Source organism: Methylobacterium platani (assembly GCF_001653715.1).
Lineage (GTDB): Bacteria > Pseudomonadota > Alphaproteobacteria > Rhizobiales > Beijerinckiaceae > Methylobacterium > Methylobacterium platani.
Genome location: NZ_LWHQ01000019.1, coordinates 1 through 25,192, shown reverse-complemented (window position 1 = coordinate 25,192; position 25,192 = coordinate 1). Strand labels below are relative to the sequence as shown.

Here is a 25,192-nt window from a genome sequence, read left to right as displayed (position 1 = left end):
GACCGATCGCTATGTTGTACCCTTACGTCGCTCGCATCGCCCAACGGCAACGTGGCTGATATCCTGATACGGGAAGTGCTCGCCATTCCTTACAAGCCGGGTTTCCGGGCCTACCAGCAGCGCGCCACGTATTGGTGCCCGGAACAGGGCAGGGGGCCAACGTCGCCTGTCATAAGTGAGGAGCTGCTCTGGTCTAAGGCGATTGCCTGACAGCTACCAGACTGCCGCCCTTTGGCCGCTCGGTTGGCGTCATTTACAGCCCAAGCCTCCGTACCGCAATAAGGTCGTCTGACTGATCTGAGAAGCTGCGCCAATCCCACTGCTGCCCTAGAACTCGCAGGATTCAAGCGGCGATTCCTTATGGAAAGTGTTCCAGGTGGCGAGCCATTTTGCGTAAGGAGCAGACAGCATGCCGGCAATCGACCGCCACAGAGTGCGACTCCTGCCTCTCTGGGGGGATGACCTGACAGCTGCGCGTCCCTTATTTAAGGGTGCCTACCTTAGCATCCATCTTATTTAAAGAAAGCCCGAATTGCTTTAATAACGCTCATCGGCCAAGATTGGCGGCATGACTGACATCTCTCAGACCAACCGTCGGCTCGGCCGGTTCCTTGACACGCCTGTCGCCGGCGAGGTTGTCCGCGCTTTTGTGCCGCCGCCACTCCCGCCCGAGCCGTCAATCGACGTACTCTCCCTCCTCGAGCGCCTGAGCGTCGCCGAACGAGCACTGGGGCGGCTCGATGGGATCACCATGCTCCTGCCCCGCCAAGAACTGTTCCTTTACATGTACGTCCGGAAGGAAGCGGTTCTTTCGTCGCAGATCGAGGGTACGCAGTCGACGCTCTCGGACCTGCTCCGGTTCGAAACCGAAGCGCAGGCCGGCGAGCCGATCGATGATATCCGTGAAGTTTCGAACTACGTCGACGCGATGATGTTTGGGCTCGAGCGTCTTGACGAACTGCCGCTGTCGCTCCGGCTCATCCGTGAGATGCACGCCCGCCTTCTTCAAAGCGGGCGCGGGGGCACCAAGAGCCCAGGCGAGTTTCGTCGCTCGCAGAACTGGATCGGCGGCAGCCGACCGGGCAACGCCCTCTTCGTTCCACCACCCGCTACCGAGCTCGACGCGACGCTCGGCGCGCTGGAAGCCTTCATGCACGAGAACCAGTCGAGGCTTCCCGCCTTGATAAAAGCTGGGCTCATCCACGTTCAGTTTGAGACAATACACCCATTCCTTGATGGCAACGGCCGTATCGGCCGCCTACTCGTGACGCTTTACCTCTGCGTGCACGGCGTGCTGCAGAAGCCACTTCTCTATCTGAGCCTTTATCTCAAGACTCGGCGCACCGATTACTATCGCCTGTTGCAAGAGGTGCGCGAGCACGGCTCTTGGGAGGCTTGGCTCGAGTTCTTCCTCGACGGTGTCGCCGAGACGGCCAATCAAGCCTTTGATGCGGCGAGGCGCATCGTTGATCTGTTCAAGCAGGACCGCGAGCTCATCACAGCCCAGAGTGAGCGAGCGGGCTCAGCGCTGCGCATTCACGACCTCATGCAGCAGAACCCGTATGTCACGAGTAATCAGCTCGTCGAAAGGACGGGGCTGTCCTCGCCGACGGTCAACGCGGCGCTCGCTGATCTACAGCGGCTCGGCATCGTCGAAGAGGTGACCGGCCGCCGGCGCGGCCGCGTCTTCGGCTATCGCCGCTACCTCGCTATCCTGAGCGAAGGCACCGATCCGCTGCCAACCGCCTAATCAACGCCATCGAAGGCTCACCCCCTTGCGTCTTTAAAGCGTCACTATGTTCGGCTTCCGCTGCTTTGCCTCGGCCCTGCGTGCGACGGCAGATTTCCTACGGGGGTAGGGGAGGGGGCCGACGACGACAAGGGCGTCCGGCAATGCGCAAAGCCGAACGAACCGAGGTGCGACTTCGACACTATGCGGGCGGTTCGGTCGGCGCCTTCGAAGGTTTGTGTGGGATGGATGCTCCTGCTTCGCCGCGACATCGTCACGGCCCTGCGTGCTACGGCAGGATATCTGCCGGGGCAGGGGAGGGTCCGGCAGTGACCCCAAGCGGATTTTTATAAAACGGAACGCGAATGTCCGGTTTTAAGGATGTTTCGGACATTCGAATTCGCGCCTATGGCAAAAATACGCAAATCAAGACGTATCTGTAAGGGTTATGATATTTCCCGATGGATCTTCGATTTCAACGTTATCTCTTGAGCGCATCACAAAATCTGATGGCACACCCGAAAATCCTGCGGTTTTTAAATACGACAAACAGTGCAAGAGCCCATGAACGTGCAACCGCAGCCCTGTCTCGCGACTGCTCGGATTTTCGTCAGTCTTCAATAAAACAAGACGCCGGCCGCCTAAATCAAATATTGCCGCGCCAGATCGCCCAGGCAACCGTTTCAGACCCAAGCCGTTCTCGTAGAACCTGATTGTCTCACGATAGCTGCGGCGGTGAGCAACGAGGTATAGCGATGAGAGATCTTCGGGAGGCATGATCAATCGACGGGGACGGCGGCCGGAACCTGAACGCCGAAGGCGCGTGCGACGTCACCATTGACACGAACGTCGATCTTATCCGGGCCGATCCAGGCCAAGTCGGCTGGCTTGATGCCCTTGAGCATCGGCACCATCTGCTCCAGCGCGCCTCGCCGATAGTAGGGAACGATGTCGACACCGATCGTGGCAACGCCACCCATATGGGTGTAGCCGCCGGGGGTGTCCATGGCGATCGGGAAACCTTGCGCCCGGGCAGCCTCGGCGATCTCCTTGCGTAGCGCGTACGTGTCGGCGCCGAGCAGTCCGATCCCGATCTGGGCTTGGGCTTCCTTCGCGGCCTTGATCGCAGGATCGAGGTCATTCTTCGACGCTACCGGCATAGCGACGACCTTGACCTTGCGGCCTTCCGCCAGGATGGACCACTCCGCAAGCTGGCGGACGTGTGTCGCGTTGCCGGGATTGTATAGAACCCCGATGGAGCGGAGGTCCGGGACGAGGCGCTGGAGCCATCCGAGCTGCTGCTCCATTCCGTCGGCCAGGTAGCTGTGCACGCCGACGACATTTCCTGTCCCCCTGGCAAGGCTGGTGGTCAGACCCGCCTTGATGGGATCGTCCTGTACGGAAATGCACAGGACAGGTACCGTCGCTGTCGCCTCCTTGGCGGCAGCGCAACCTGGCGACGATGACACGACGAGGATTTCAACGTTCTGGTCGAGCACCTCCTTCACCAAAGTCGGCATCTTCGACATGTTGCCCTCGGCCGTGCGAAAGACGACATCGAGGACCTTGCCGTGTGGGTAGCCTACTTCGGCGAGCGCGTCGAAGAAGGTCTGGTTCGTGACCGCCATCTTAGGAAAGCCGCCCGCTCCCGCCACGAAGCCGATCCTGTGCGTCGGACGGTCCTGGGCAAAGGCGGACACGGTCGAAACGAACGCGCCGCAGGCCGCAACGCAGGCGGCAAGGCTCAAGCGCCGGCCATTCGGCCGCCGCGCAGCGGTGGAACGGGTCATCTTGGTCAACCTTCTGCGATCGCGATGGGCGGAGCGCGGGCGATCCTTCGCCCGCATTCGGTCTTCGACGCCGGTCCTCGGCGTCCCGGCTCAGCGGCTCGCGCCGATCAGGACCGCGATCAACGTGGCGGGCTTGGCCGTGTGGTTGCGCCACGCGTGACGCGTGCCGTGCTGGACGACTACGTCGCCCGGGCGGAGCACTTTGGTCTCGCCGCCATCGATCTCGAGGGTCAGTTCGCCATCGAGGACGATGTCGTAATCGACCGTCAGCGTCGTGTGCATGCCGGGATGATCCGGCTCGAAGCAGGCGGCCAGGCTCCCCAGCCGCTCGCCGTATTCCTGCCCCGCTGCCGCAGGATCGAAGGTGGGTGCGGTAAAGACGGCATCCGGCGGGAAGGTGATCAGCCAGAGGCGCGTAGCCCCGACCTCCGGCATCGTCGCCTCGGGTCGTGCGGCGAGCGCGCTGCGGTCGCCGGCTAGGGACGGTTGCGCTTCGGTTCCCCAGACGAGGACCGGATCGAAGCCGGGCACCGCCGCGAAGGCGTTCGAGGGGAGCGGCCTGACGTCGACGAAGGCCGAACGGCCGTCCCGGTTCGCGACCACGTGGAGCGTTCTGTCCGACATCGGTCTCACCCGTGCATGACGACGGTGTTGGTGAAGCCGCCGCTTCGCCGGTCGACGGCGTCCAGCGCCTGCTCGATCTCGGCGAGCCCGAAGCGTTGATGCTCGAAGACCGAGAGATCCAGCGTGCCCGCCGCGGCCATCTCGGCCATGTCCTGGCCTTCGGCGACGCTGAACCACAGGGAGCCGATCACGCTGATCTGGAAGCACATCAGCTTGAACATCTCCAAGGGCAGCGGCTCGGCCATCCCGCCGATATCGACCATCCGGCCGCCCCGCCGGAGCGCGTTGATGCCCGCGATCGACGTCGTGTGTGGGGCGCCCGGCCCGACCGCATCGATGAAGATGTCGGCGCCGAGCCCATCGGTGCGCGCGCGGACCCACTCGTCGATCGGCTGCTCGCCGGCCGGGAGGACGTGGACCCTGTCGGGCGCGATGGCGCGCACCCGCTCCAGCAATTCCTTGTTGCGGGCCGTGCCGAAGACCTTCGTCACGCCCATCGCCAGGGCGAGGATTACGGCGCCGAGACCCAGCGTCCCGGTGGCGCCGCTGATCAGCACGCTGGTCCCCGCCCGGGCACCGGCCTTGCGCAGGGCGGAATAGGCCGTACCCAGATAGCCGAAGCGCGCGCCCGCCTCGAAGGAAACGGCGTCGGGCAGCATGACGATGGAGGAGGCCGGAGCGGTCATGTACTCGCCGAAGCCGGCGGTCGGGTAATCCTCGAACACCGTCTTCGACCGGGGGCCGAAGCCGAAATACCCAAGAAATGTGTAGGCGTCGCAGTTGATCGGCTCGCCCCGGCGGCACGCGTGACAGGAGCCGCACGAGACCCCCGGATTGACGTAGACGCGATCACCCGGCTTGATCGATTTGACCTGGCTGCCGACCTCGGCGACGACGCCGGCCGCATCCAGACCGTAAATCGCCGGCAGCGGCGGCAGCGGCAGGAACGGGAACCACTCGGCGTAGTGGGACATCACGTTCTTCATGTTGGGGATGATCCCGCACGCCTTGACCTGCACCAGCACGTCGTTGGCCCGCGGCTCCGGCCGCGTGATCTCGTCGATCGAGAAGTGCGTGCCGATCCGATGCAGGCGCGCGGCTTTCATCATGCCCATGGTCGCTCCTCCTTGTCGTATTTTGGTTGGTTCGGTGCAGGGCGGGAGCGGCTACTTCGACGGCTCACGTCCTCTACGGATCGTGTCGAGGTGGACACGGTCGTCCAGCGACGACATCACGATCGCCAGCACGATGCCGATCATCGCCCCGAGCAGGGTCTCGCACAGCCGCTCGGCCAGAAGCGACGTCGGTGGTTGCGGAGCGGCGATGTAGGTCATCAGCAAGGCGACGGGCGTCACGGCCGCCTGCCCGAGACCATAGTTGAAGCCGACGATAGTTTCCGTCAACAGTAAAAACAGCGCGGATATCGCGATAAGTGTAGAATAGTCCATAGTATTGCTGAGGATAATCCACGTCGCCGCGACACCGATCACGGTCCCGATCGTCCGCTGCAGGGCGCGGCTCGCCGTGATGTGGAGGTGCGTTCCCTGCATCACCGCCAAGGCACCGACAGCGGCCCAGCCCGGATAGCGCCAGCCCGAGGCCTGTGCCACGGCCAGCGCGATCGCCGCGCCGACGAGGATGCGTCCGGCCGCGACGGCCTCGTGGCTGAACGGTCTTGCGGAAAGCGCCGGCAGGCGCAGGCGCCGGACTTCCGATAGACGCAGCCTGTCCGTCAGGCCGCAGACGAGCCAGGCCAGGGCTGCGCCAAGGGCTGCCGCGAGAGCGCGGGCCCCGATCTCCGCGAGCGATCCGGTCGGCGCGAACGAGCCCGCGAACGCGAACGTGAAGATGATAGCGCCGGGTCCACCGAGGCGCCACTGCGCCACGGCCAGCGTCGAGGCACCGGCCGCGAACGCGATGAGCGCGCACCTCACCGGAACCGAGGCCTGCAGGAAGGACGCGGTCGCCGGAACCATCACGGCCGCGACGAGCAGGGCGCCGCAGACGGCGATGATGCGCCGGCGCTCCGACGGGGCGACATGCCGCCCGAACAGCGAGGCGAGTGACCCCAGGGCGGAGAAGCAGGCGAGTTCCGCGTGGCCGGCAGCCCAGGAGGCTGAGGCGGCGAGCACGAGCGACAGGGCGGCCTGGACGCCAACGACGACGGCGATCGTCAGCGACGGCGGCGACGTGATGGCCAGCGCATCCCGGAACTGCCGTGCCCCAAGAAGATGGGCCGCCGCGGATCTCCGGTTCGGCATGCCGGCCTCGCCCACACGAGTTGCCTGGTCCGGTCCCGGCAAGTGACGGATGTCAGGCGTGCTCACGACGGCGACTCCTCTTCTTCAGCGTGTGTGGAACAGCTGACCGGCCGACCGGGATTAATCGGACCTTTCTCCAAGGCATCCGGGGCCGAAGCCAGCCCGATCTCCCGCGTGTTCACTGCGTGAACAAAGAGGGAGGTCGCTGAAAGGGGCGCACGGGTTCAAGCCGCCCGCCTTCAGTACGTCGCCCGTCCCCCCGACACGTCGAACACCGCGCCGGTCGAGAACGACGCCTCCTCGCTCGCCAGGAAGCAGATCAGCGACGTTACCTCGTCGATAGCGCCGAAGCGGCCGATCGGGATCTTCGAGAGCATGAAGTCGATGTGGGCTTGCGTCATCTGGGCGAAGATCGCGGTACGCACCGCCGCCGGAGTGATGCAGTTCACCCGGATCTCGCTCTTGGCCAGCTCCTTGCCGAGCGACTTCGTCAGCCCGATCACCCCGGCCTTGGACGCCGAGTAGGCCGAGGCGTTGGGGTTGCCCTCCTTACCGGCGATCGACGCGACGTTGACGATGCGGCCGTAGCCGCCCGCCTCCATCGCCGGCACCGCGGCGCGGTTGCAGTAGAACAGGCCGTTGAGGTTGACGTCGATCACCCGCTGCCAGGCGTCGACGGGGTAGTCGCGCACCGTCGTGTTCGGCCCGGTGATGCCGGCGCTGCACACCAGTACGTCGAGCCGGCCGCCGAGCGCCGCCAAAGTCTCACGCATCGCGGCCTCGACCGCAGCGGCATCCGCGATGTCGAGCGCCCGGGCATCCGTTGCGCCGGTCGCGGCCTTGGCTTTCGCCAAGGCCTCCTGCTTGAGGTCCCAGAGCGCGACCGTCGCGCCCTCAGCCTTCAGGCGCGCGGCGACCGACAGGCCGATGCCGGAGGCGCCGCCGGTGACGAGAGCCGTGCGACCCTCGAAGCGGTTCGGGAAGGGGTTTGGGATAGTCATGGCCTCACGCCTCTCGACGCTGCCAAGCGGTCACATCCTGGCGCTGCTCTCCGAGCTTCTCGATGCCGAGCGTCATCACGTCGCCGGCCTTCAGGAAGACTGGTTCGGGCTTCATCCCCATGCCGACGCCCGGCGGCGTTCCGGTGGTGATGATGTCGCCGGGCATCAGGGTCATGAAGCGGCTGACGTAGGCGACGATCTGCGCGCAGGTGAAGATCATCGTCCGGGTGTTGCCGGTCTGCATGCGCCGGCCGTTGAGGTCGAGCCACATGTCGAGGCTCTGCGGGTCGCCGACCTCGTCGGAGGTGACGAGCCAGGGGCCGACGGGACCGAAGGTGTCGCAGCCCTTGCCCTTGTCCCAGGTGCCCCCGCGCTCGATCTGGTACTCGCGCTCCGAGACGTCGTTGACGAGGCAGTAGCCGGCGACGTGGTCGAGCGCCTGCGCCTCCTCAACGTACGAAGCGCGTGTGCCGATGACGATGCCGAGCTCGACCTCCCAGTCGCCCTTCACCGAGTCCTTGGGCAGCATCACCGCATCGTTCGGGCCTGACAGCGAGGTGATCGCCTTCATGAAGACGATCGGCTCCTTCGGGATCGGCAGGTTCGACTCGGCGGCGTGGTCGGCGAAGTTGAGGCCGATGGCGATGAACTTGGCCACGTTCGCCACCGGCGTCCCGAGGCGGGGTGTGCCGTCCACGACCGACAGGCTGGCGATGTCGATCGCCTTCAGGCGCGACAGGGCCTCGGGACCGAGGGCGTCAGGGCCGAGATCGGCGAGGTGGCCGGAGAGGTCGCGAATGCGGCCCTCGGCATCGAGCAGGCCGGGCTTCTCCTGGCCCGCTCGGCCGTAGCGCAACAGCTTCATGGCGTGATGATCCGATCAGAGTGAGCGATGCGTCGGCCAGGCGCGCCCACGGGCGGCCCCGAGCCTCGCATCGCTGGACGTGGCGGTATCTGGGTCGTTCAGGCGGCCGCGAACGATGCGCTGACGCTTCCAAGGCCTTCGATGGTCGCCTCGAACGCGTCCCCGGGCGAGACGGGCACCATCGGTCCGAGGGCGCCGGTCAGCACGGTATCGCCAGCCCGCAGGGGACGTCCGCGCCGCGCCACCTCCCCGGCGAGCCAGACCGCCGCATTGAACGGATGGCCGAGGCAGGCGGCGCCGCTGCCTTGCGAGACCATCTCGCTCCCCCGCTTCATCGACATCGCCGCCCCGCGCAGGTCGATGCCATCCAGGCGACGGGCCGGGCCGCCGAGCACGTAGAGGCCGGAGGACGCATTGTCGGCGACGGTGTCGACGATGCGGATGTCCCAGTTCGCGATCCGGCTGCCGACGATCTCCAGCGCCGGGACGACGTAGTCGACGGCACGGATGATGTCGGTGACGGTCGGGCGCTCGATGTCGAGATCGCGCCCGAGGACCAGGGCGATCTCGGCCTCGATTTTCGGCTGCTGAAGCCGGGTGAGCGCGATCGGCTCGCCTTCGCCGACGGCCATGTCGGCGAAGAGAACGCCGAAGTCCGGACGGTCGACGCCGAGCTGCTTCTGGACGGCCGGCGAGGTCAGGCCGATCTTGCAGCCGACGATCCGCCGCCCCTGCGCCACCCAATGCCGGGTGTTCTCCTCCTGCACCGCGTAGGCCGCATCGACGTCATTCTCGGGCAGCCGGTCCCGGAGCGGCCGGATGAAGTCGCCCGCATAGGCGCCGCGGATCGCCGAGGCGAGCTCGACCGCAATCGCATTCGTCATGACGCTTCCCTCACTTGCCGAGCAGGAAGTCGATGTGGAGCCGGTTAAACAGCTCGGCATCCTCGAATTGCGGCCAGTGCCCGCACTCGTTCATGACCACGTATTGAGCGCCCGGGATCATCTCCGAGATCTGCTTGCCCTCGGCCGGCGTCGCGGTCGGATCGTGCGAGGTCCAGACCACGAGGGTCGGCGCCTCGATCGAGCGGTACTGAGCCTCGGTGATCATGTTCGGGCGGCGGATCTCCATCTCCTGGAGGCACATGATCCGCCGCATGGTGTCGGAGAAGCCGGGCTGCGCGTAGATCGCCCGCCGGGTCTCGATGAGGTCGTCCGACACCATCGACTTGTCGCACATCAGGAATTCGAGGCGGGTCTTGATCCGCGCCCAGGTCGGGTCGCTGGCGGCCTCGTTCGAGAGGCGCTTCAGCCGCTCCATCACCTCCGGATGGGCAGTCCAACCGCCGGCGGTGTTGAGGACGAGCTTCTCGACGCTGTCGGGGTGGTGCACGGCCAGATAGGTCGCGACCCAACCGCCGAGGGACTCGCCCGTCAGCATGGCCTTGTCGCGGCCGAGCGCCTTCAGGACGGCGAGGACGTGCTCGGCGTAGTCCTTGACCTGGTAATCGATCGGCGGCTGGTCGGTCCAGCCGTGGCCGAGCATGTCGATGGCGACGAACCAGAAATGCTCGCCGTGCGGCCCGAAGTTGCGCGAATAGGCCTCCGCGTGGCCGCCGACGCCGTGGAGCGCCAGCACCAGCGGCTTCGAGGGGTCGCCCGACTGCATGTACCGGGTGCGGATGCCGCCGGCATCCAGGAAGCCCTGGCTGAAGCTGACATTGCGCAGGTCGGACCAGACGCTGGAGAAGTTCGCGGGACGGTCGTCGGACATGGGAGAACCTCGGTTGGTGGAACGTTGCGACCCAGAGGCGGGCCGCGTTCAGACGACGAAGGCGGGGGTCTTGCCGGCGGGGGCGGGGTGGTCGTGCAGCCCGGCGGATTGAGGCGTGCCGGAGGGCAGCGGGCGGTCGAGCACCGCGCCGAGAGCCTCGGTCAGCATCGCCCGGGCGGTCGCCGCGTCGGCCACCGCCGCTTCGTGGCGCCAGGCGACGTGGCCGTCCGGGCGGACCAGCAGGGCACCCGCTTCCTCGATCTCGCGAACTTTCTGCCAGGCGCAGTAGAGGTCCTGAGCGTCGGGCGTACCGACCACGACGACGCGCAGGTACGGCAGACCAAGCCCCCGGGCGGCCTCGGCCCAGGCCTGTCCGGCGAGCCCCGTCACCAGCGTGAAGGCGCCGCGGCCGGTGAGATCGAGGGTTGAGACCCGCCGCCCATCCCGGCCGACGAGCCAGGCATGGGGGATCTTGGCGCCGGGACGGGTGGTGGCCTGGAGGTAGAGCTGAGGATCGCGCGCCCATTCCTCTGGTCCGAGCGCCGGATCGGCCAAAACGGCATCCGAGACGTAGCGCTGGTTCATCTCGACGCCCTGGGCGTTGAACTCGGTGTTCTTGAGGTCGAGCGCATCCTGCACGGCGCGGCGGGCCGCCACTCCGTCGGGTCCGGGATCACGGAAGCGCGCGATGCCGGCCGCCACCGGGTTCTCGGCACCCGGCACGCGGAAGCAGGCGTTGAGCGGGGCGTAATCCAGACGGGACTGGTTCGCCCTCAGCACGATCTGCTTGCCGACCGGGGCCCGCTCCTCGCTGTAGCTGTCGAGCAGCTTGTCTCCGGCAAAGCCCTTGACGACGTAGGCGAGCTTCCAGGCGAGGTTGAACGCGTCCTGCACGCAGGTATTCATGCCGAGCCCGCTCGACGGCGGGTGCCGGTGGACGGCGTCGCCGCCGCAGAACACCCGTCCTTCCGAGTAGCGTGTCGCGTAGGCCTGGTTGACGTACCAGATCGAGGTCTTGACGATGTCGATCTCGACGTTCGGATCGCCGATCAGGACACCGATCTTTTGGCGGACCGTCGCCTCGCTCAGGTCGGGCTCGCCCTTGTTGATGTCGAAGCCCCAGCCGGCGATCCACTGCGTCCACGGCCTGACGGCGCGCAGCAGCCCCATGCCGATCTCGCCGAAGCTCGCGTCGGGCGTGACGATCCAGTTGAGGATGCTCGGCCGGTGCTGGCTGTAGCGGGTCAGGTCCGCGTTGAAGATGGTGTAGACGGTGCCGGCCCGCGCCATCTGGCCTTCGACCGGCAGCTTCAATTCGTCGACGATCACCGAGCGGGCACCGTCGGCGGCGATGAGGTAACGGGCGCGCATCGTATACTCGCGCCCCGTGAGACGCTCGCGCAGGAACACCGTCACGCCTTGGGCGTCCTGCTCGTGGCGCAGGTACTCGGTGTTGAAGGCGAAACTCGCCCCCCGCTCGGTGGCGGTGCGGAACAGGATCGGCTCCAGCAGCGGCTGGACGATGTCGACCATGCCGCAGGGGCTCGCCTTGATGTAGTCGCCCTTGCGGTCGTCGCCGGTGCCCCAGGTCCGCAGGCGGACGAGTTCCTGTCCGGCGAGGCTGGTCGTGAAGGTGGTGTCCCCCATCACGTCCCAGGGACTGGCGTAGCGCTCAATCTCCTCGCCGAGCCCGAGATCGCGAAACACCTCGTTCGTGCGCTGGTTGGTGATGTGGGCGCGCGGGCTGTCGGCGAGCCAGTTCCACCGCGAGATCACGTGCGCCCGCACGCCGTAGGTGGCGAGCGCGAGGGCCGCGGTGGCCCCGGTCGGTCCCGACCCGACGATCAGGACATCCGTGTCGAATGTGCTCGGGTCGCTCATGGACCTCCTCCCGTTTTTTTCTGGTTGCGACGGTCGGTTACGGTCGGGCGTCGTCGGCCTGGCGCGCCGCGATCATCGCCATGCCGGCGATCCAGCCGGGAATGGCTTCGTAGAAGTCCTGCTTGACCCTGTAGGGACCGGCGACGGACAGGGCCCCGAAGGCCGCGATCCACGAGAGGACCTCGTTGGCGCCGCGCCCGGCCGCCTCGCGCACCTGCGTGGTGTCGAGCGCGTCGGCTCGGGTGAAGTCGCCCGACCGCAGGATCTGCATGAAATCCGCGTCCCAGTCCGGGTTGAGCGGCTGGCAGGGTCCCTCGCCCTTGTGGGCGAGAACGCCCGCTTCGAGCACGCGTGCCTCACGGGCGTGCTGCGCCTCCGGGGTGGGGTTCCGGCCGTCGATGAGGCGCTCGCGGACCTCCGGTGGGGCCGTACGGATGTTCGGCAGCGGCGGATCGTGCGAGAGGCCGCCGGACGCCGCAAAGAGCACCCGCTTGCCGGTCTTTCGGGCGAAGCGGCCGACAGACTCCCCGAGCAGCCGGCAGCGGCGATAGGTCGGCAGCGGGGGGGCCGCCCCGTTTACGAAGATCGGCACCAGCGGGATCGACTTGAAGTCGTCGAACATTGCCTCCCAGATCTGCACGAAGCCGTGATCGACCGGCATGCGGAAGGACACCGCGACGTCGAAATCCTCAGCCCTAACGTGATCGATGAGGTCGAGGGCGATGTCTTCGGGAACCGGGAGCGGACCGGTGCCGCCGCCCCAGTCGCCGAGCGAAACGGCCCCGGCACCGACGCAGAACGCCGGCATGAGATCGTAGAAGAACCCGTTGAAATGGTCCGGGGCGAACTGGACGATAAGATCCGGCTTGAAGGCGCGAACCCAGGCGCCCAACTCCTCGAAGGCCGCCTTTACGCGGGCCTCCGTCTCGTTACTGGCGGGACCGCGGTTCATCAGCGGCGTATGGGATGCGCAGACGACGGCAAACGACATCGTAGTTCTCCGTAGATCGTCATTAGTGGACAGTAACGAGGCTGGGTCTGGGGCGATCGACGCTGAGACTATTTCTTGACGAGAGAGCACTCGCTGTCGGCCAAGGGCCTCGACACCGTGTCGCCGGGGAGGGTCTGTAGGACGTTGTAGAGGTCCCAGGGACCTTTTGCCTCGCCCGGCTTCTTGACCTGCAGAAGGTACATATCGTGGACCATCTTGCGGTCGGCGCGGATGTAGCCATCCTCGGCGAAGAAGTCGTGTACGCGCTGCTTCTCCATTTCCGTCATAACGGCGGAGGCCTCGTCGGTCCCCGCCGCCTTTACGGCCTTGAGGTAGTGGGCGACCGAGGAATAGACGCCGGCGTGGAACCCGGTCGGCATGATCTTGGCGCGCTTCAGGAAGCGTTCAGCGAAGGCGCGGGTTTCGGGGGTGCGATCCCAATAGAAGGGAGCGACCTCGTACGCCCCCTGGGCAATCGGCAATCCGATCGCCTTGATGTCGGTGAGCACAGATTGCAGCGGCACGATCTTGGCCGACTTGGTCAGGCCGAACTCGTCGGCCTGCTTCATCGCGTTCTCAGTGTCGCCGCTGGCGGCGGCGATGGCGATCACGTTGGCGCCTGCACTCGAAGCCGTGAGCAGCACGGCGGCGAAATCGCTGTTGCGAGAGGGGAAGACTGAATTGCCGACGACCTGGCCGCCGTTCTTCTTGACCTGCTCGATCGTGTCGCGTGTCAAGGCGTGGCCGTAAGCCTGATCGACCGTGAGGAAGTGCCACTTAGTGCCGCCCGCGGCGATGACCGCCTTAGCGGCGCCTTGCGCGAGACCGAAGGTATCGACGGTCCACTGGACGGAGAGCGGCGAGCACGCCTTGCCAGTGAAGTCCGAGGATGTGGACCCCGACAGAAGCACGATCCTGTTCTTCTGCCGCGCGACGGTTTGCACGGCGAACCCGATCGGCGAGCCTTGCATGTCCGCCACGACGTCGACGCCGTCGACATCGAACCAGCGACCGGCGACGGCGGAACCGACATCGGGCTTGCCCTGGTGATCGGCGGAGACGACCTCGACGTTCAGACCGGCACCGAAATCCTCCGCCGCCATCTGAGCAGCCACGACGGATCCCATGCCATTCGCCGTCGATGCGGGGCCGCTCAAGTCCGTTAGAACACCGATCTTGACCTTTCCATCGCTCAAGCCGGAGGTCTTCTGAGATCCACTCTGGGCAAGAAGCCCGGATGTGAAGGCGCTCGACAGCAGCAAAGCGGCAGCAGCCGTCATCGCCCGTTGGCCACGCATCGTTGTTTCTCCCTAGATATTTATCTTTGACTTGTCGGCCCGCTGTCCCGCGGCTGATGCCTGGCACATTTGGACGGGCCTTCTCGCCGATGCCAGCATCGATTAGGAACTGTTCACCCCATGAACAGGAGGCCAGGATGCACCCACCGGTTCGCGCCCTCACACGAGGGCTCTCACTCCTGGCGGAGTTGAATGCCGGAGGACCGAGTTCGGCACACGATCTGGCCCGCCGCACACGGCTCAATCGCACGACCACGTACCGTCTGCTCGAAACGCTCAAGGCTGACGGGTTCGTGACCTACGACGAGAACAGCGGCCAATTTAGTCCGACGCCGCAAGTCCGCCAGTTGAGTGACGGTTTAACGACCCGTGATGCGTCAAGTCAGGCGGCCCTACCGCCGATGTTCGATCTGCTTCGGGAGGTGAACTGGCCGAGCGACTTCGGCGTGTTCGACGCAGGGTCGGTGATGATCCGCGAGAGCACACATCCTTTCAGTCCGTTTTCCGTTCATCGATCCATGATCGGCCGGCGCCGATCATTGCTCCGAACCTCGTTGGGACGCGCCATTCTCGCAGCTGCGGACACTGACCTTCGGCGCGACATGTTGGAGATCGCTGCAGCTTCAAAAAATGACGACGCCACCCTGGCAACAGACAGAACTTATATTGAGAATATAATCCGGCAGACCGAGCGCGATGGCTACGCATCATCGGTGGGAGAGACAGAAACCAATATTAGTGCGATTGCACTCCCGATCCGCGCTCAGGGAAAAGTTGTAGGCAGCTTGAACATCATATTTTTCAAAACGTCCATAAATCCCCAAACAGCAGCAGAACGATATGTTGGTGCGCTGCACGCGGCTGTGACAAAAATCGAAGATCGAATGGATCTTAATATCAATGTCACGTCCGCGGACTAATAATGCCATTTTTCGGCATGTCGCTCAACGTTAATAATTCCAATTATATCGTGAAATGAATACATGTTTGACGGCCGATCTCGCAAGGACCGCTATCAAGTGTAGAGCAGGCGCTTTGAGAGCTTGGCGCGAAAGTCGGTTCCTGGCGCATAGCCGACATGTAAGATTTGGTGGCATTGCCGATAATAAACCGAGACACTTCCGTTTAACGGAAAGATATCGTTGCCTTGACGTTGGCTGCCCGCTCAACGGTCGTGAAGCCCTTGGGAATTCTGACAGGTCGACGCTGTTCCTGGCCAGCTAGGCTAGCCAGGGCATCCTTCAGCTGCTGCGCTGATCGACGTGGACGATAGCAGCAGAGCCTTTTGGGGCTTCACTGCTGCTTTGAATGGTGAGCGCGCAGAGAGACGAGGAGATGATGCTCTTCTCACTGCGCGCAGCTTTCCGGGCGCCAGCCTTGGACCTGTGCTCCTGTGTAGGGGAGGGCAGTCAGCCCGGACACACTGGGGGCGTCGTACAGCGCGTTCGAAAGGCGTCCTGCTGCTCGAGACGCCCCCGCGCGGTCCCGTCAGTCCTGGGGTATTCTAAGCCCAGCACGACAGTTTCGGTCCGAGCGTATCAGCACTGCCAGCAAGGCCTCGTAAGCCGAGAGGTTTATGGCCGTATTCTGGACCTTTTGGTTGCTCCAATCGGAGGATCGCACGCCTACTTAGGCAATCGTGCCCTCAATGGCATCGTACGCCTTTTGCCATGCATGCGCCGTCTAGATTGGAAACCTGGCTTGCATGTCGACCCGCATGCGGCTCCGCCACCGATAGAACATTAGAAGATCTGAATCAGGCTCGGTGATCGTTTGCTCCCAATGGCTGCAAGATTCCAATCTCCATCGCTTTGATCTGAAGCGCAAGGTACTTGGAGTTGATGCGGCACTGGGGCAAACCGCCGGCAATGAACCAAACACCCGGCTGTGGCGTGCGCTTGTACATGTTGCCCAGTTCGCCATCCTTATCGATACCCCACACTGGTCCTATGCGCTGTGCCATCTCGTCACCGAGCGTGCGACGAACCAGCTCTTCCTGGGGGTAGTAGCCGGTCGCTAGAACAATGAGGTCGGCTGAAACCGTAGTGCCGTCCTTCAATCGCACTCCCTTGGCGACGAAGCGCTCGATGCGATCATATTGCAGCAAGCCGAGTTCGCCTTTGATCAATAGGGCGGAACTTCCGGCATCTAAGTTGTAGCCGCCGCCGCGCCGGAAATACTTCATCTGGTGCCCGGTTTCGTCATCGCCGAAATCGTGCTTAAATCCGATCGCCTTAAGACCGGCGATCAAGTTTTCGTCGAGCTTGGCCATGCGCTTCGTCACTGCCTTGTAGCCAGCGATAACGAGAGCTGGCGGCGCGGAGGCAACAATCAGGTCACTGTCGTCCAGAGCGCCGCCCTCGTCCCAAACCGACTCGTTGAGACGGGCGCTCGGATCAATCGAAACCACCGTGGTAGAGCCTCGCTGAATCAAGGTGGTCTTCACGCCGTTGCTGTGTAGATCAAGCGCAATGTCGTTTCCACTGCTACCAGTCCCAAGCACGAGTGCGCGCTTCCCGGTCCAGGCCGCGCCCGTATTGAATTCCTCGGCGTGCATGATCTCCCCGGCAAACTCACCCAAGCCCGGCAGGTTGGGAACCATGGGGAACGAGCTGACGCCGTTGGCAAAAACCAGATGGCGGGGCCGGACGACGCGCTCGCTCCCGTCCGCCCGCCTTAGCCGCGCGGTCCAACGGCCCTCGTTTTCGTCCCAGCTACCCCCGACGAACTCTGTGCCCACCCAGCAATTGATCTCCATGGCATCCGCGTAGAACTCGAACCAGTTCGCCAGCATGTCCTTGGGGATGTAGAGCGGCCAGGTCGGCGGGAAGTCCATGTACGGCAAATGGTTGATATGGGTCGAGTTATGGAGTGCCAAAGAGTGGTAGCGTCGCCTCCAGCTATCCCCGATTCGATCCCACCGCTCCACCACCAGGGTGTCGACGCCTAGCTGGTTGAGCCGCGCGGCGATCGAGAGCCCGGCCTGTGCCCCTCCGATCACTAGAACCGTCGGATCTCGATCTTCGTAGGCTACCGCCCGTCGACGCATGTCGGCCCAGTTGTCGCCGCCGAAGTTGCGCGAGTAAGCCGCCCCGCTCGGACGGTTGGCGCCGACGCGTTCCTCATGTCCGCGCAGACTTTCGAGCGTCGTCGAGAGGAGCCAGGCCCGCATCTCACCGTCGTCGCGTGATTTCGAGAGACGCAGGAGGCCGGCGCCGGTGCCGAACGTAGTCTCGAACGCGAAGATCGCTTCCACGCTGTCAACGCCGAGCCGCGTCACGGTGCGCGGTTGCAGGCGAGCGTTCGGCACGTGGAAGGCGCGGGCATCGACACGGTCCTGCTCCGCCACGAGAGCTTTGGCGATCGCGTCTCGGCCCTGCGCGGACGAGAAATGCCACGTGAAGGCGAGCACGTCGCGCCAGTGGCACTCGGCGTGGAACAAACGGCTGATGCGGGTGGCGTCGCCGGAGCGGAGAGCATCCTCGAACCCGTGCAGCCATGTCTCGGCTCGCAGACGGGCCTGCTCCGTCGTTTCAGGCGTCCCGCCAGATACTAGGACGTCCTTAGTGGCCGCGGTTCCCTCGGCGGTGGTTGGGAGGGCAGCATCAAGCGATGAGAGGTCGGATCTCATGACGATCTACTCCTATTTTTTTATGGTATTCGAAATGTTTGTAGCTACGATGCGGCCATTGCACGGTTGATAGGCTGCTCACCGGTATTCAGTCATCAATGCGATGCGACAACCATGTGTGCGCAGAACGCAAAGATGGTACAAGCATCCAAAGCTGTTCCAGCAAACCGATGGCAGCTAAGCGGTATTGATGACGAGAGATCTAGAGGTAACTTGCTGTCAGCGAAGCGGCGCTATTGGCTAGGAGAGTGCGGCTGTCGCCATGCTGTACGACGCGTCCCCGCCTGAGGACGTAGCCGCGATCCGAGACCTTCAGGGCCAGGGTGGCCATCTGTTCGGCCAGCACGATGGCAATGCCGGACCGCTGGGCGAAATCCGTGATGAACTCGTAGATTTGGGACACGATGATCGGTGCGAGCCCCAATGACGGTTCGTCGAGGAGCAGGTACCGTGGCGACCTGATCGTCGCGCAGGAGATGATGACCATCTGCTGCTGCCCGCCGCTGAGGAGCCCAGAGGGCACATGTGCCTTCTCGGCGAGGATGGGGAAACGGTCGTAGACGTCCCGCAATGCGGTCGGCCATGGGACCGCCCTGGCCCCGAACTGCCAGGACAGGCGCAGATTGTTCTGCACCGATAGCGGCTTGAAGAGGCGGCGGCCCTCCATCGCATGCGCAAGGCCGAGACGCGCCCGCCGATGCGCCGGGATTTGCGTAACGTCCTGCCCGTCGAACAGGATGGAACCGGATCGCACGGGCGCGACGCCCGAGATGGCCCGCAGCAGCGAGGACTTGCCCGCGCCGTTGGCACCCAGCACCGCCGTCGTCGTCCCCGGCTCGGCGCACAGGCTGACATTGCGCAGAACCTCGATCGCGCCATAGGCGACGCTGACGTCGCGGACCTCAAGCATCGACCGTCTCCTCGGCACCCAGATAAGCGGCAACGACGGTCTTGTCCTGGCGCATCCCCGCCATGGAGCCGTGATAGATCACGCGCCCGCTATCCAGCACGATCACATCGTCGACGAGATCCGAGAGGAAATCCATGTGGTGGTCGATCAGGAGGACGCTGATCCCCATGCCGCGCATGTCGCGGATCAGTTTGGAGAGGCGCTCCATTTCGGGCTCGGCGAGGCCGGCCGCGGGCTCATCGAGAAGAATCGCTGTAGGCTCCGCGAGGAGCACACGCCCGACATCCGTGAGCCGGCGGTAGCCGTAGGGCAGGGAAGCGAGAGGTTGGTCGGCGACCGCCTCAAGATCGATCAGGCGGAGAACGGCCTCGACCCGCTTAAGGACGTGGGCCTCCTCGTCGGTCGCCGAGGGGAGGGCGAGGGCAGCGGCGAGGCCGGAGCCGCGCATGAGCCGATGGGCCCCGAGCATCAGGTTCTCGCGCACCGTGAAGTTGGGTACGAGGCGCGGGTCCTGGAACGTTCGTATCAGGCCAGCACGGGCGATCTCGAAGTCGGGCTTCCCGGTGATGTCGCGGCCCTCGAAGGTCACGCGGCCGGCGGATGGCCGGTAGAGCCCGCTTACGACGTTGACGAATGTCGATTTGCCGGACCCGTTCGGGCCGACAAGGGCCGTGATCCTGCCCGGGGCGAGGGCGAGGGAGACGTCGTCGAGTGCGGTGAGGCCGCCGAACCGCATCGTCACACTGTCCGCTGACAGCACCACTCCACCCGGCGCCCGCGCCGCCACGGGCCGCAGCGCGACGGGCGGTCCGTCGCCCCGGCCGGCCCTCGTCCGAGCGGCCGACCGGATGAAGCGCGGCGGATCGAGCAGCAGCCCGGCGATGCCGCGCGGCATCACGAGAAGCGAGAAGGTGAGGATGAGGCCGTACACGATGAACTGGTACTCGGCGAAGACCTGCAGTTTTTCCGGAAGGAACGTGAAGATCGTCGCGCTGATGATCTGCCCGGGGATCGAGCCGAGGCCGCCGACAATCGCCACGACCAGAACTTCGATTGAACGGTGCAGGTTGAAGCTATCGGGACCCAGATAGCCGACGAGGTGCGCGTAGAACCCGCCCGCCAGACCCGCTGCAGCGCCGCTGAGGGTGTAGGCGAGCTGCTTTGCGCCGCTGCGGGAGATGCCGAGGCTACCGGCCGCAATCTCGCTGTGGTGGATCGCGAACAGGGCGCGGCCGATCCGGCTGCGCGTGATGTTGTTCATGATGATGAGGAACAGCGTCGTCGCGAGGAGGAGGATCACGAAGTAGGTCGCGACGCCGACCGGCCGGCCGAGCGCTGTCAATGTCCGCAAGCTCGCGGACGGCACGCCCGGAAGGCCCATTGTGCCGCCGGTGAGGTCGTTCCACTCCCGCACGACCTCGAAGAAGATCATGCCGAAGCCGAGCGTCATCATTGCGAGATAGACTTCACGCACGCGGCCAGCCGGGAACGACAGGAGGTAGGCGGCCGCAGCCGACAGGGCACTGGCAATCGGAATGGTAAGGTAGAACTCGAGGCCGTACGACTTGGCCAGGATGCCCGCCCCGTAGGCGCCTATACCGAAAAAGCCGGCGTGACCGAGCGAAATCTGTCCGGCAATGCCGGTCAGGATGTTGATGCTCTGCGCGAAGATGATGCCGACGAGGACGAAGCAGAGGATCTGGACCGACCCATCGCTCAGGAGCGGAGAGATCGCGGCGAGGACCAGCACCACGGCTGCATGGGCGAGCGGGTGGCGCACGAGGCGCGACAGATGGGAGCGGACGCGTCTCATACCTTCACAGCCTCCGGGCGGGCGAACAGGCCCTGCGGCCGGACAGCGAGCATCACCATCAAAAGCGCAAACGCGATGCCGTGCTCGGCTGCAGTGGAGATGTATCCGCCGACGAGCTTGCTCAGCACCCCGACGACGATGCCGCCCACGAGCGCGCCGACCGAACTGCCCATGCCGCCGAGTACCGCCGACACGAAGCCGAGCAGAACCAGATCAAAGCCGAAGGCCGGATCGACGGTGCCGCCGATCTGGGCAATCAGCATGCCGGCGACACCGGCGAGCACGCTTGAGGCTACAAAGGAGAGCAGGATGATCGCTCCGACCGGCATTCCCTGAACCCGGCCGAGCTCCTGGTCGAACGAGACAGCCCGAATGACCTGGCCCCAGATGGTCTTGCCCAGGAACAGTTCCAGCAGCGCGACGAGGCCGACCGCGAGCACGAAGATGACGAGATATTGAAGGGCGGCGGGCTGCCCGAAGATCGTCACTGTGTCGGATGCGCTGAACACGACCTCCGGAAAGGCCACGGCCTGTGAGCCGAAATACTTGGCAGCAATGCCCTGCAGGAGGGTGCCGAAGCCGAGGGTAGCGACCATCCAGCCCATGCTGCCCTCGGTCTTCAAGGCGGGCCTCACGGCGAAACGCTCGATGAAGATGCCGAGTAGGCCGACAACCGCCAAGCCGGCGACAACTGCGAGCGCGAGCCAGACGCCTTGTGAGGCGAAGAATGCCGTAAGCATCGCGCAGAGCATCATCAGCGAGCCCTGTCCGAAATTGAGCGTGCGGGTCGTCCAGAACGTCATGTTCAAGCCGATGGCGACGAGCGCATAAGCTGAGCCGACGCTCACACCAGCGATCAGGAGCGAGAAAAGAAAATCCATGCGTCACGCGATCAGTCTGAGAACACCTGCACCGATGGGGAAGGCGGGATCGCGGTCGCGGCGGAGTGCGACCGGTCGCTCCTCGTCTGTCAGTCTGCGGAGAGCTGGAAAACAATCTTCTCCCCCGACTTCGCGAGCCGGTAGACCCCGAGATCGGACGGCTTGAGCGCGGTGTGATCGCTAGGGTCGAACGAGATAGACTTCACCGAAACACCTTCGAGGCCCTTGGTTTCCGCGAGGGCCTTGAGCACGCGCTCCGGCTCAGTCGAGCCCGCGCGACGGACCCCGTCGAGCAGCACGTTCGCGCAGTCGAAGCCCGACCCCACCGAGGTCGCCAGCGAGATCTGCGGGTTCTCCGGATCTGCGCCGTACCAGCGGTCCATGCCGTACTTCGCGCGGTAGAGATTGACGAAGCTCTTGGCGAGCGGCGCCATCGGGCGTTCACCGAGGGCCAAGGCATTGACGCCGTAGGTGCCGACCGCGAGGTCGCCCGCACCCTCAATGAAGGGAACCGTCATGGCGCCGGCCGAGCCGTAGAGCGGCACCTCGATCTTCAACCGCACCATGTTCTTGCGGATGACTGCAAAGTCCGCGCCGAGACCGATCACCAGGAGCGCGTCGATACCTGACCGCTGCAGCCGGACGAGCTGCGCCGTCATATCTTGCGCACGTTGATTGTAGGACTCGGTAGCAATCTTGGCTGTTCCACCGGCGGCGATCTGTTTCTTCACGAGATCGGCGCCGCTTACGCCATAGCCAGTGCTTTCGTGTAGGACGCCGATCGACTTGAACTTACCACCAAGTACCTGACCGAGCTTCTCCGCCTCGACGGTGTTTGAGATCGAGACAGAGAAGATATTCTTGCGCGGCGGCTTGTCGCGACCGTTCGGATAGACAATGGTGGGTGCCTGGGCCTGCGCATTGCAGAACGGCCGGCCGTCAGCCATCACCATGTCAACGACGGCGAGCGTCGGTCCACTGCCGGACGGGCTGACGATCAGCTGGACGCTCTTGTCGTCGAGGATCCGCCGCGTGTTCTGCACCGCACGATCAGGTACCAGCTGGTCGTCGAGGGGTTCGGGAAACTCGACCTTGCGGCCATTCACGCCGCCGCGCTTGTTCCATTCCTCCACTGCGAGGGTGATCCCGCGCCGCAATCCCTCGCCATACTCGTTGTATGGACCAGTCAAAGCGCCTGTGAAGCCGATTTTAACCGGGCCGTTATCCTGCGCCACGACCGGACCTGCGACTAGTGCCGTGGTGAATGTCGTGCAGGTAACGGCGACCGTTCTGAAATGCTGCAACATGGATTTCCTCCCTGTGGCGCTTTCGAAGAAGCGCTCAATTATTTCCCGGATATGCCGGTCCTTTATTAATCGTATCGATCCGAGATCCAGTCTCCCTACTGCGCGCAGCGCTGATGACCGGTGTCGTTTCGCTTGTCAGACGGGTGAACTGACTACCCTTCGACGGCTATTGGCCATCCCGAACGTTCGCGACCTCCTCGACGAGGATAGGTACGCCCTCGGTCAGGGTGTGGATGCCAAGAACGCTGACAAGCTCGAAGACCTCCATAATTTCCTTCGCCGTCGCACCGTAGCCGAGCGCATTGCGGATGTGGATGCGTGTCCCTGGATCGTATAGGTGGGTTGTCGAGACATCAATCGCGATGTATATGAGTTCTTTGGTCTTGGGTTCGAGGCATCCAGAACGCCATGGGACGGAAGAAAACTCTAGGTATGCCTCGAAGAAGTCGGGGGACAGGCGGAGCACGTGATTCCACACGTCGCTCCAATAGCCGCGATTGGCTGTGAACCGCTCCTTGAGCTCATGTTCCCGCGGACCGAGTTCGAGGGAAGCGAGTTCCCCGCCGCGCCCGGCCGCCTCGAGTTCCTCGATGAGGATCGGGACGCCGGACGTCGCGCTGTGGATGCCCAGCACCGCGGCCAGTTCCATGACCTCCATAATCTCGTCCTGCGTCGCGCCGCATTTGAGAGCGTTTCGCATATGGATCCGGATCGACGGACTGTAGAGGTGCGTCGTCGACGCGTTGGCGGCGATGCAAATTAATTCTTTTGTCTTCGAGCTTAAGGTGCCGATGCGCCAGGGAACGGCAGCGAGACGCAAGTAGCTCTCAAAGAAATCGGCATCGAGCTGAAGCATCTCACCCCAGAGGCTGCTCCAATGGCCGCGGGAGGAGATGAACTCTTCCTTAAGGCGCGCAAGACGATCCGGCTCAGCGGCCATCGGTTAGCCTCCCGCACGGCCTCGTCTGCCGCGAAGCGCTTCGGCTCGCGCGGAGGAGGCCTTCGTTTCCACCCTGAGGCAGCGCTTGGCTGCCCCCAATGGCGTCCCGTGAACCAGGATCGCCATGCGCACGATATGCGTGTTGCGCGACGATGATAGCCCTTCATTCGCGCAGGATCTTTACGCAATCTGCAACGATGCCAAGCGTTTTCAAACCGCGCTGCCCAGGCTGCGCCGCTGATCCGTCTCCGTGACCATATTCACGAACAGCGACGGTGAGCTAACATCGGCACGTGGGGTGACGAGGTTGGGGATGGAAACGCTACATATGATGCGGCTGTTCATGCGCGTCGCGGAGTCGGACAGTCTCTCCGCCGCTGCCCGCTCCTGCGGCCTTTCCCCTGCCTCGGTGTCACGTCAGATCAATGCGCTTGAGCAGGAACTCGGGGTTCGGTTGATCAATCGAACAAGCCGCAGGCTCGCGTTGACGGAGATAGGCCAGCTCTACCGGGAGCGCGGCTCGGCCATCCTATCTCAACTCGACGAACTCACCGACCGCGTCTCCCAGCATCAGGCATCTCCTCACGGCGTGATCCACGTTCACTCTCGCGTCTCAGTCGCGGAGCACTTTGTCATCCCTGTACTGCCGAGCTTTCTCAGTGCTTATCCCGATGTGAGGGTAAACTTGTGGCTTACCGAAGAATCGCGTGACCTAGTCGAAAACAATATCGACGTCGCCATTCGCCTCGGCAACCTCGACGAGCCGCAACTTGCAGTCCGCAAGATCGCATCAGGAGACCCACGGATCCTCTTCGCCTCGCCTGCCTACCTCAGCGCCCGTCCTCCCATTCGATGCCCAGAAGATCTCAGATCACACAATTGCCTTAGCTGGCCGCTTGATGGTCGTTTCGAAGACGGTCATGCGATCTGGCGCTTCAAGAATAACGACCAAAATCAAGAGGTGCGGGTCCGCGGCACGGTACAGATTAACAACACTAATCTACTGGTCCATCTAGCTCTAGCAGGCCTGGGAATAGTTTTGCTGCCAATCTGGACCGTTGCTGACCATCTTTCTGCGGGTCGACTTCAGCGCATCCTTCCTGACATTGATGTCACTCCAACAATCTTTGACCATCAAATTTACGCGGTATTCCAAAGATCGAGCTACACACCACGAAAAATCAGAGCATTCATCGATCATCTTGTGCGTGCCAACCGTTCAGCGATGCCTGCACATTATGATTGGGATCAAGATACTGTAATTAATGATTTTAAATAAACAAATCATATTAATTTGTGCTACAGAAATTAGCAGATCGCAGTAACTTCGCTTGTATTGCCCCTATCCGTATAAGCATGATGCCACAATCGCAAACGGGTATGTTCCGTTAAACGGAACTGATCGGCGCGTCTCGTTGCCAGCGCAGCACGGCGATCAGCTGCGTTGCGCGCTCCAAACAGCTATTTAGCGCGCTCCTAGTGCATTGACGCATTCAG

The 25,192-nt window shown here is 63.8% G+C and carries 20 protein-coding genes; 3 read left to right on the top strand and 17 right to left on the bottom strand.

Features of this window, described 5'->3' with window-relative positions; all coding sequences use genetic code 11:
• The first annotated feature begins 568 nt into the window (after window positions 1-568).
• Complete coding sequence (locus A5481_RS11265; protein WP_048432301.1) at window positions 569-1,750, top strand: Fic family protein; 1,182 nt, start codon at window positions 569-571, stop codon at window positions 1,748-1,750.
• 758 nt (window positions 1,751-2,508) lie between these two features.
• Here A5481_RS11265 and A5481_RS11260 read toward each other — a convergent pair.
• From A5481_RS11260 to A5481_RS11210, 11 genes are all read right to left on the bottom strand, one after another.
• The gene (locus tag A5481_RS11260; protein WP_167350028.1) at window positions 2,509-3,519 is read right to left on the bottom strand and encodes an ABC transporter substrate-binding protein; all 1,011 of its coding nucleotides are present in this window, start codon (window positions 3,517-3,519) and stop codon (window positions 2,509-2,511) included.
• Between the two features lie 90 nt (window positions 3,520-3,609).
• A complete protein-coding gene (locus A5481_RS11255) occupies window positions 3,610-4,143 on the bottom strand; it encodes a cupin domain-containing protein (RefSeq protein WP_048432299.1) in 534 nt (177 codons plus the stop codon).
• A gap of 5 nt (window positions 4,144-4,148) precedes the next feature.
• Window positions 4,149-5,168, bottom strand: coding sequence for an alcohol dehydrogenase catalytic domain-containing protein (locus A5481_RS11250; protein ID WP_245238634.1), 1,020 nt, complete (start codon window positions 5,166-5,168; stop codon window positions 4,149-4,151).
• 141 nt (window positions 5,169-5,309) lie between these two features.
• A complete protein-coding gene (locus A5481_RS11245; RefSeq protein WP_156311718.1) occupies window positions 5,310-6,470 on the bottom strand; it encodes an FUSC family protein in 1,161 nt (386 codons plus the stop codon).
• 173 nt (window positions 6,471-6,643) lie between these two features.
• Window positions 6,644-7,405, bottom strand: a complete 762-nt coding sequence (locus A5481_RS11240) for an SDR family NAD(P)-dependent oxidoreductase (protein ID WP_048432297.1) — start codon at window positions 7,403-7,405, stop codon at window positions 6,644-6,646.
• 4 nt (window positions 7,406-7,409) lie between these two features.
• Entirely contained in the window at window positions 7,410-8,270 is an 861-nt protein-coding gene (locus tag A5481_RS11235; protein WP_048432296.1) for a 2,4-didehydro-3-deoxy-L-rhamnonate hydrolase, read from the bottom strand.
• 98 nt (window positions 8,271-8,368) lie between these two features.
• Window positions 8,369-9,154, bottom strand: a complete 786-nt coding sequence (gene mhpD / locus A5481_RS11230; RefSeq protein ID WP_048432295.1) for a 2-keto-4-pentenoate hydratase — start codon at window positions 9,152-9,154, stop codon at window positions 8,369-8,371.
• 10 nt (window positions 9,155-9,164) lie between these two features.
• Entirely contained in the window at window positions 9,165-10,043 is an 879-nt protein-coding gene (locus A5481_RS11225; RefSeq protein ID WP_064503952.1) for an alpha/beta fold hydrolase, read from the bottom strand.
• A 48-nt stretch (window positions 10,044-10,091) separates the two neighbouring features.
• Complete coding sequence (locus A5481_RS11220; protein ID WP_064503951.1) at window positions 10,092-11,924, bottom strand: FAD-dependent monooxygenase; 1,833 nt, start codon at window positions 11,922-11,924, stop codon at window positions 10,092-10,094.
• A 37-nt stretch (window positions 11,925-11,961) separates the two neighbouring features.
• The gene (locus tag A5481_RS11215; RefSeq protein WP_048435815.1) at window positions 11,962-12,915 is read right to left on the bottom strand and encodes a 3-carboxyethylcatechol 2,3-dioxygenase; all 954 of its coding nucleotides are present in this window, start codon (window positions 12,913-12,915) and stop codon (window positions 11,962-11,964) included.
• Between the two features lie 68 nt (window positions 12,916-12,983).
• Complete coding sequence (locus A5481_RS11210; RefSeq protein ID WP_048435816.1) at window positions 12,984-14,213, bottom strand: ABC transporter substrate-binding protein; 1,230 nt, start codon at window positions 14,211-14,213, stop codon at window positions 12,984-12,986.
• A 137-nt stretch (window positions 14,214-14,350) separates the two neighbouring features.
• Here A5481_RS11210 and A5481_RS32320 point away from each other — a divergent pair, with 137 nt between their 5' ends.
• Window positions 14,351-15,133 (top strand): IclR family transcriptional regulator domain-containing protein, encoded by a 783-nt coding sequence (locus tag A5481_RS32320; RefSeq protein ID WP_167350085.1) that lies wholly within the window; start codon window positions 14,351-14,353, stop codon window positions 15,131-15,133.
• 836 nt (window positions 15,134-15,969) lie between these two features.
• Here A5481_RS32320 and A5481_RS11205 read toward each other — a convergent pair.
• The 6 genes from A5481_RS11205 to A5481_RS11180 all read right to left on the bottom strand — a co-directional run bounded on the left by A5481_RS11205 (window position 15,970) and on the right by A5481_RS11180 (window position 23,695).
• Entirely contained in the window at window positions 15,970-17,844 is a 1,875-nt protein-coding gene (locus A5481_RS11205; RefSeq protein WP_082173322.1) for a flavin-containing monooxygenase, read from the bottom strand.
• A 202-nt stretch (window positions 17,845-18,046) separates the two neighbouring features.
• Window positions 18,047-18,754: an ABC transporter ATP-binding protein gene (locus A5481_RS11200; protein WP_048435817.1), complete on the bottom strand. Its 708-nt coding sequence runs from the start codon at window positions 18,752-18,754 to the stop codon at window positions 18,047-18,049.
• Window positions 18,747-20,567 carry a branched-chain amino acid ABC transporter ATP-binding protein/permease gene (locus A5481_RS11195; RefSeq protein ID WP_048435818.1) on the bottom strand — a complete coding sequence of 607 codons (1,821 nt, stop codon included), beginning with the start codon at window positions 20,565-20,567 and terminating at the stop codon, window positions 18,747-18,749. Before A5481_RS11195 ends, A5481_RS11200 begins: the two co-directional genes overlap by 8 nt.
• The gene (locus A5481_RS11190; protein ID WP_048435819.1) at window positions 20,564-21,448 is read right to left on the bottom strand and encodes a branched-chain amino acid ABC transporter permease; all 885 of its coding nucleotides are present in this window, start codon (window positions 21,446-21,448) and stop codon (window positions 20,564-20,566) included. The genes A5481_RS11195 and A5481_RS11190 overlap by 4 nt, the downstream gene beginning before the upstream one ends.
• Window positions 21,449-21,537: 89 nt before the next feature.
• The gene (locus A5481_RS11185; RefSeq protein ID WP_048435820.1) at window positions 21,538-22,755 is read right to left on the bottom strand and encodes an ABC transporter substrate-binding protein; all 1,218 of its coding nucleotides are present in this window, start codon (window positions 22,753-22,755) and stop codon (window positions 21,538-21,540) included.
• 166 nt (window positions 22,756-22,921) lie between these two features.
• Complete coding sequence (locus A5481_RS11180) at window positions 22,922-23,695, bottom strand: carboxymuconolactone decarboxylase family protein (protein ID WP_048435821.1); 774 nt, start codon at window positions 23,693-23,695, stop codon at window positions 22,922-22,924.
• Window positions 23,696-24,023: 328 nt separating this feature from the next.
• On the opposite strand from A5481_RS11180, the gene A5481_RS32315 reads away from it, so the two are divergent.
• Window positions 24,024-24,974 (top strand): LysR family transcriptional regulator, encoded by a 951-nt coding sequence (locus A5481_RS32315; protein WP_167350086.1) that lies wholly within the window; start codon window positions 24,024-24,026, stop codon window positions 24,972-24,974.
• Window positions 24,975-25,192: the final 218 nt, after the last annotated feature.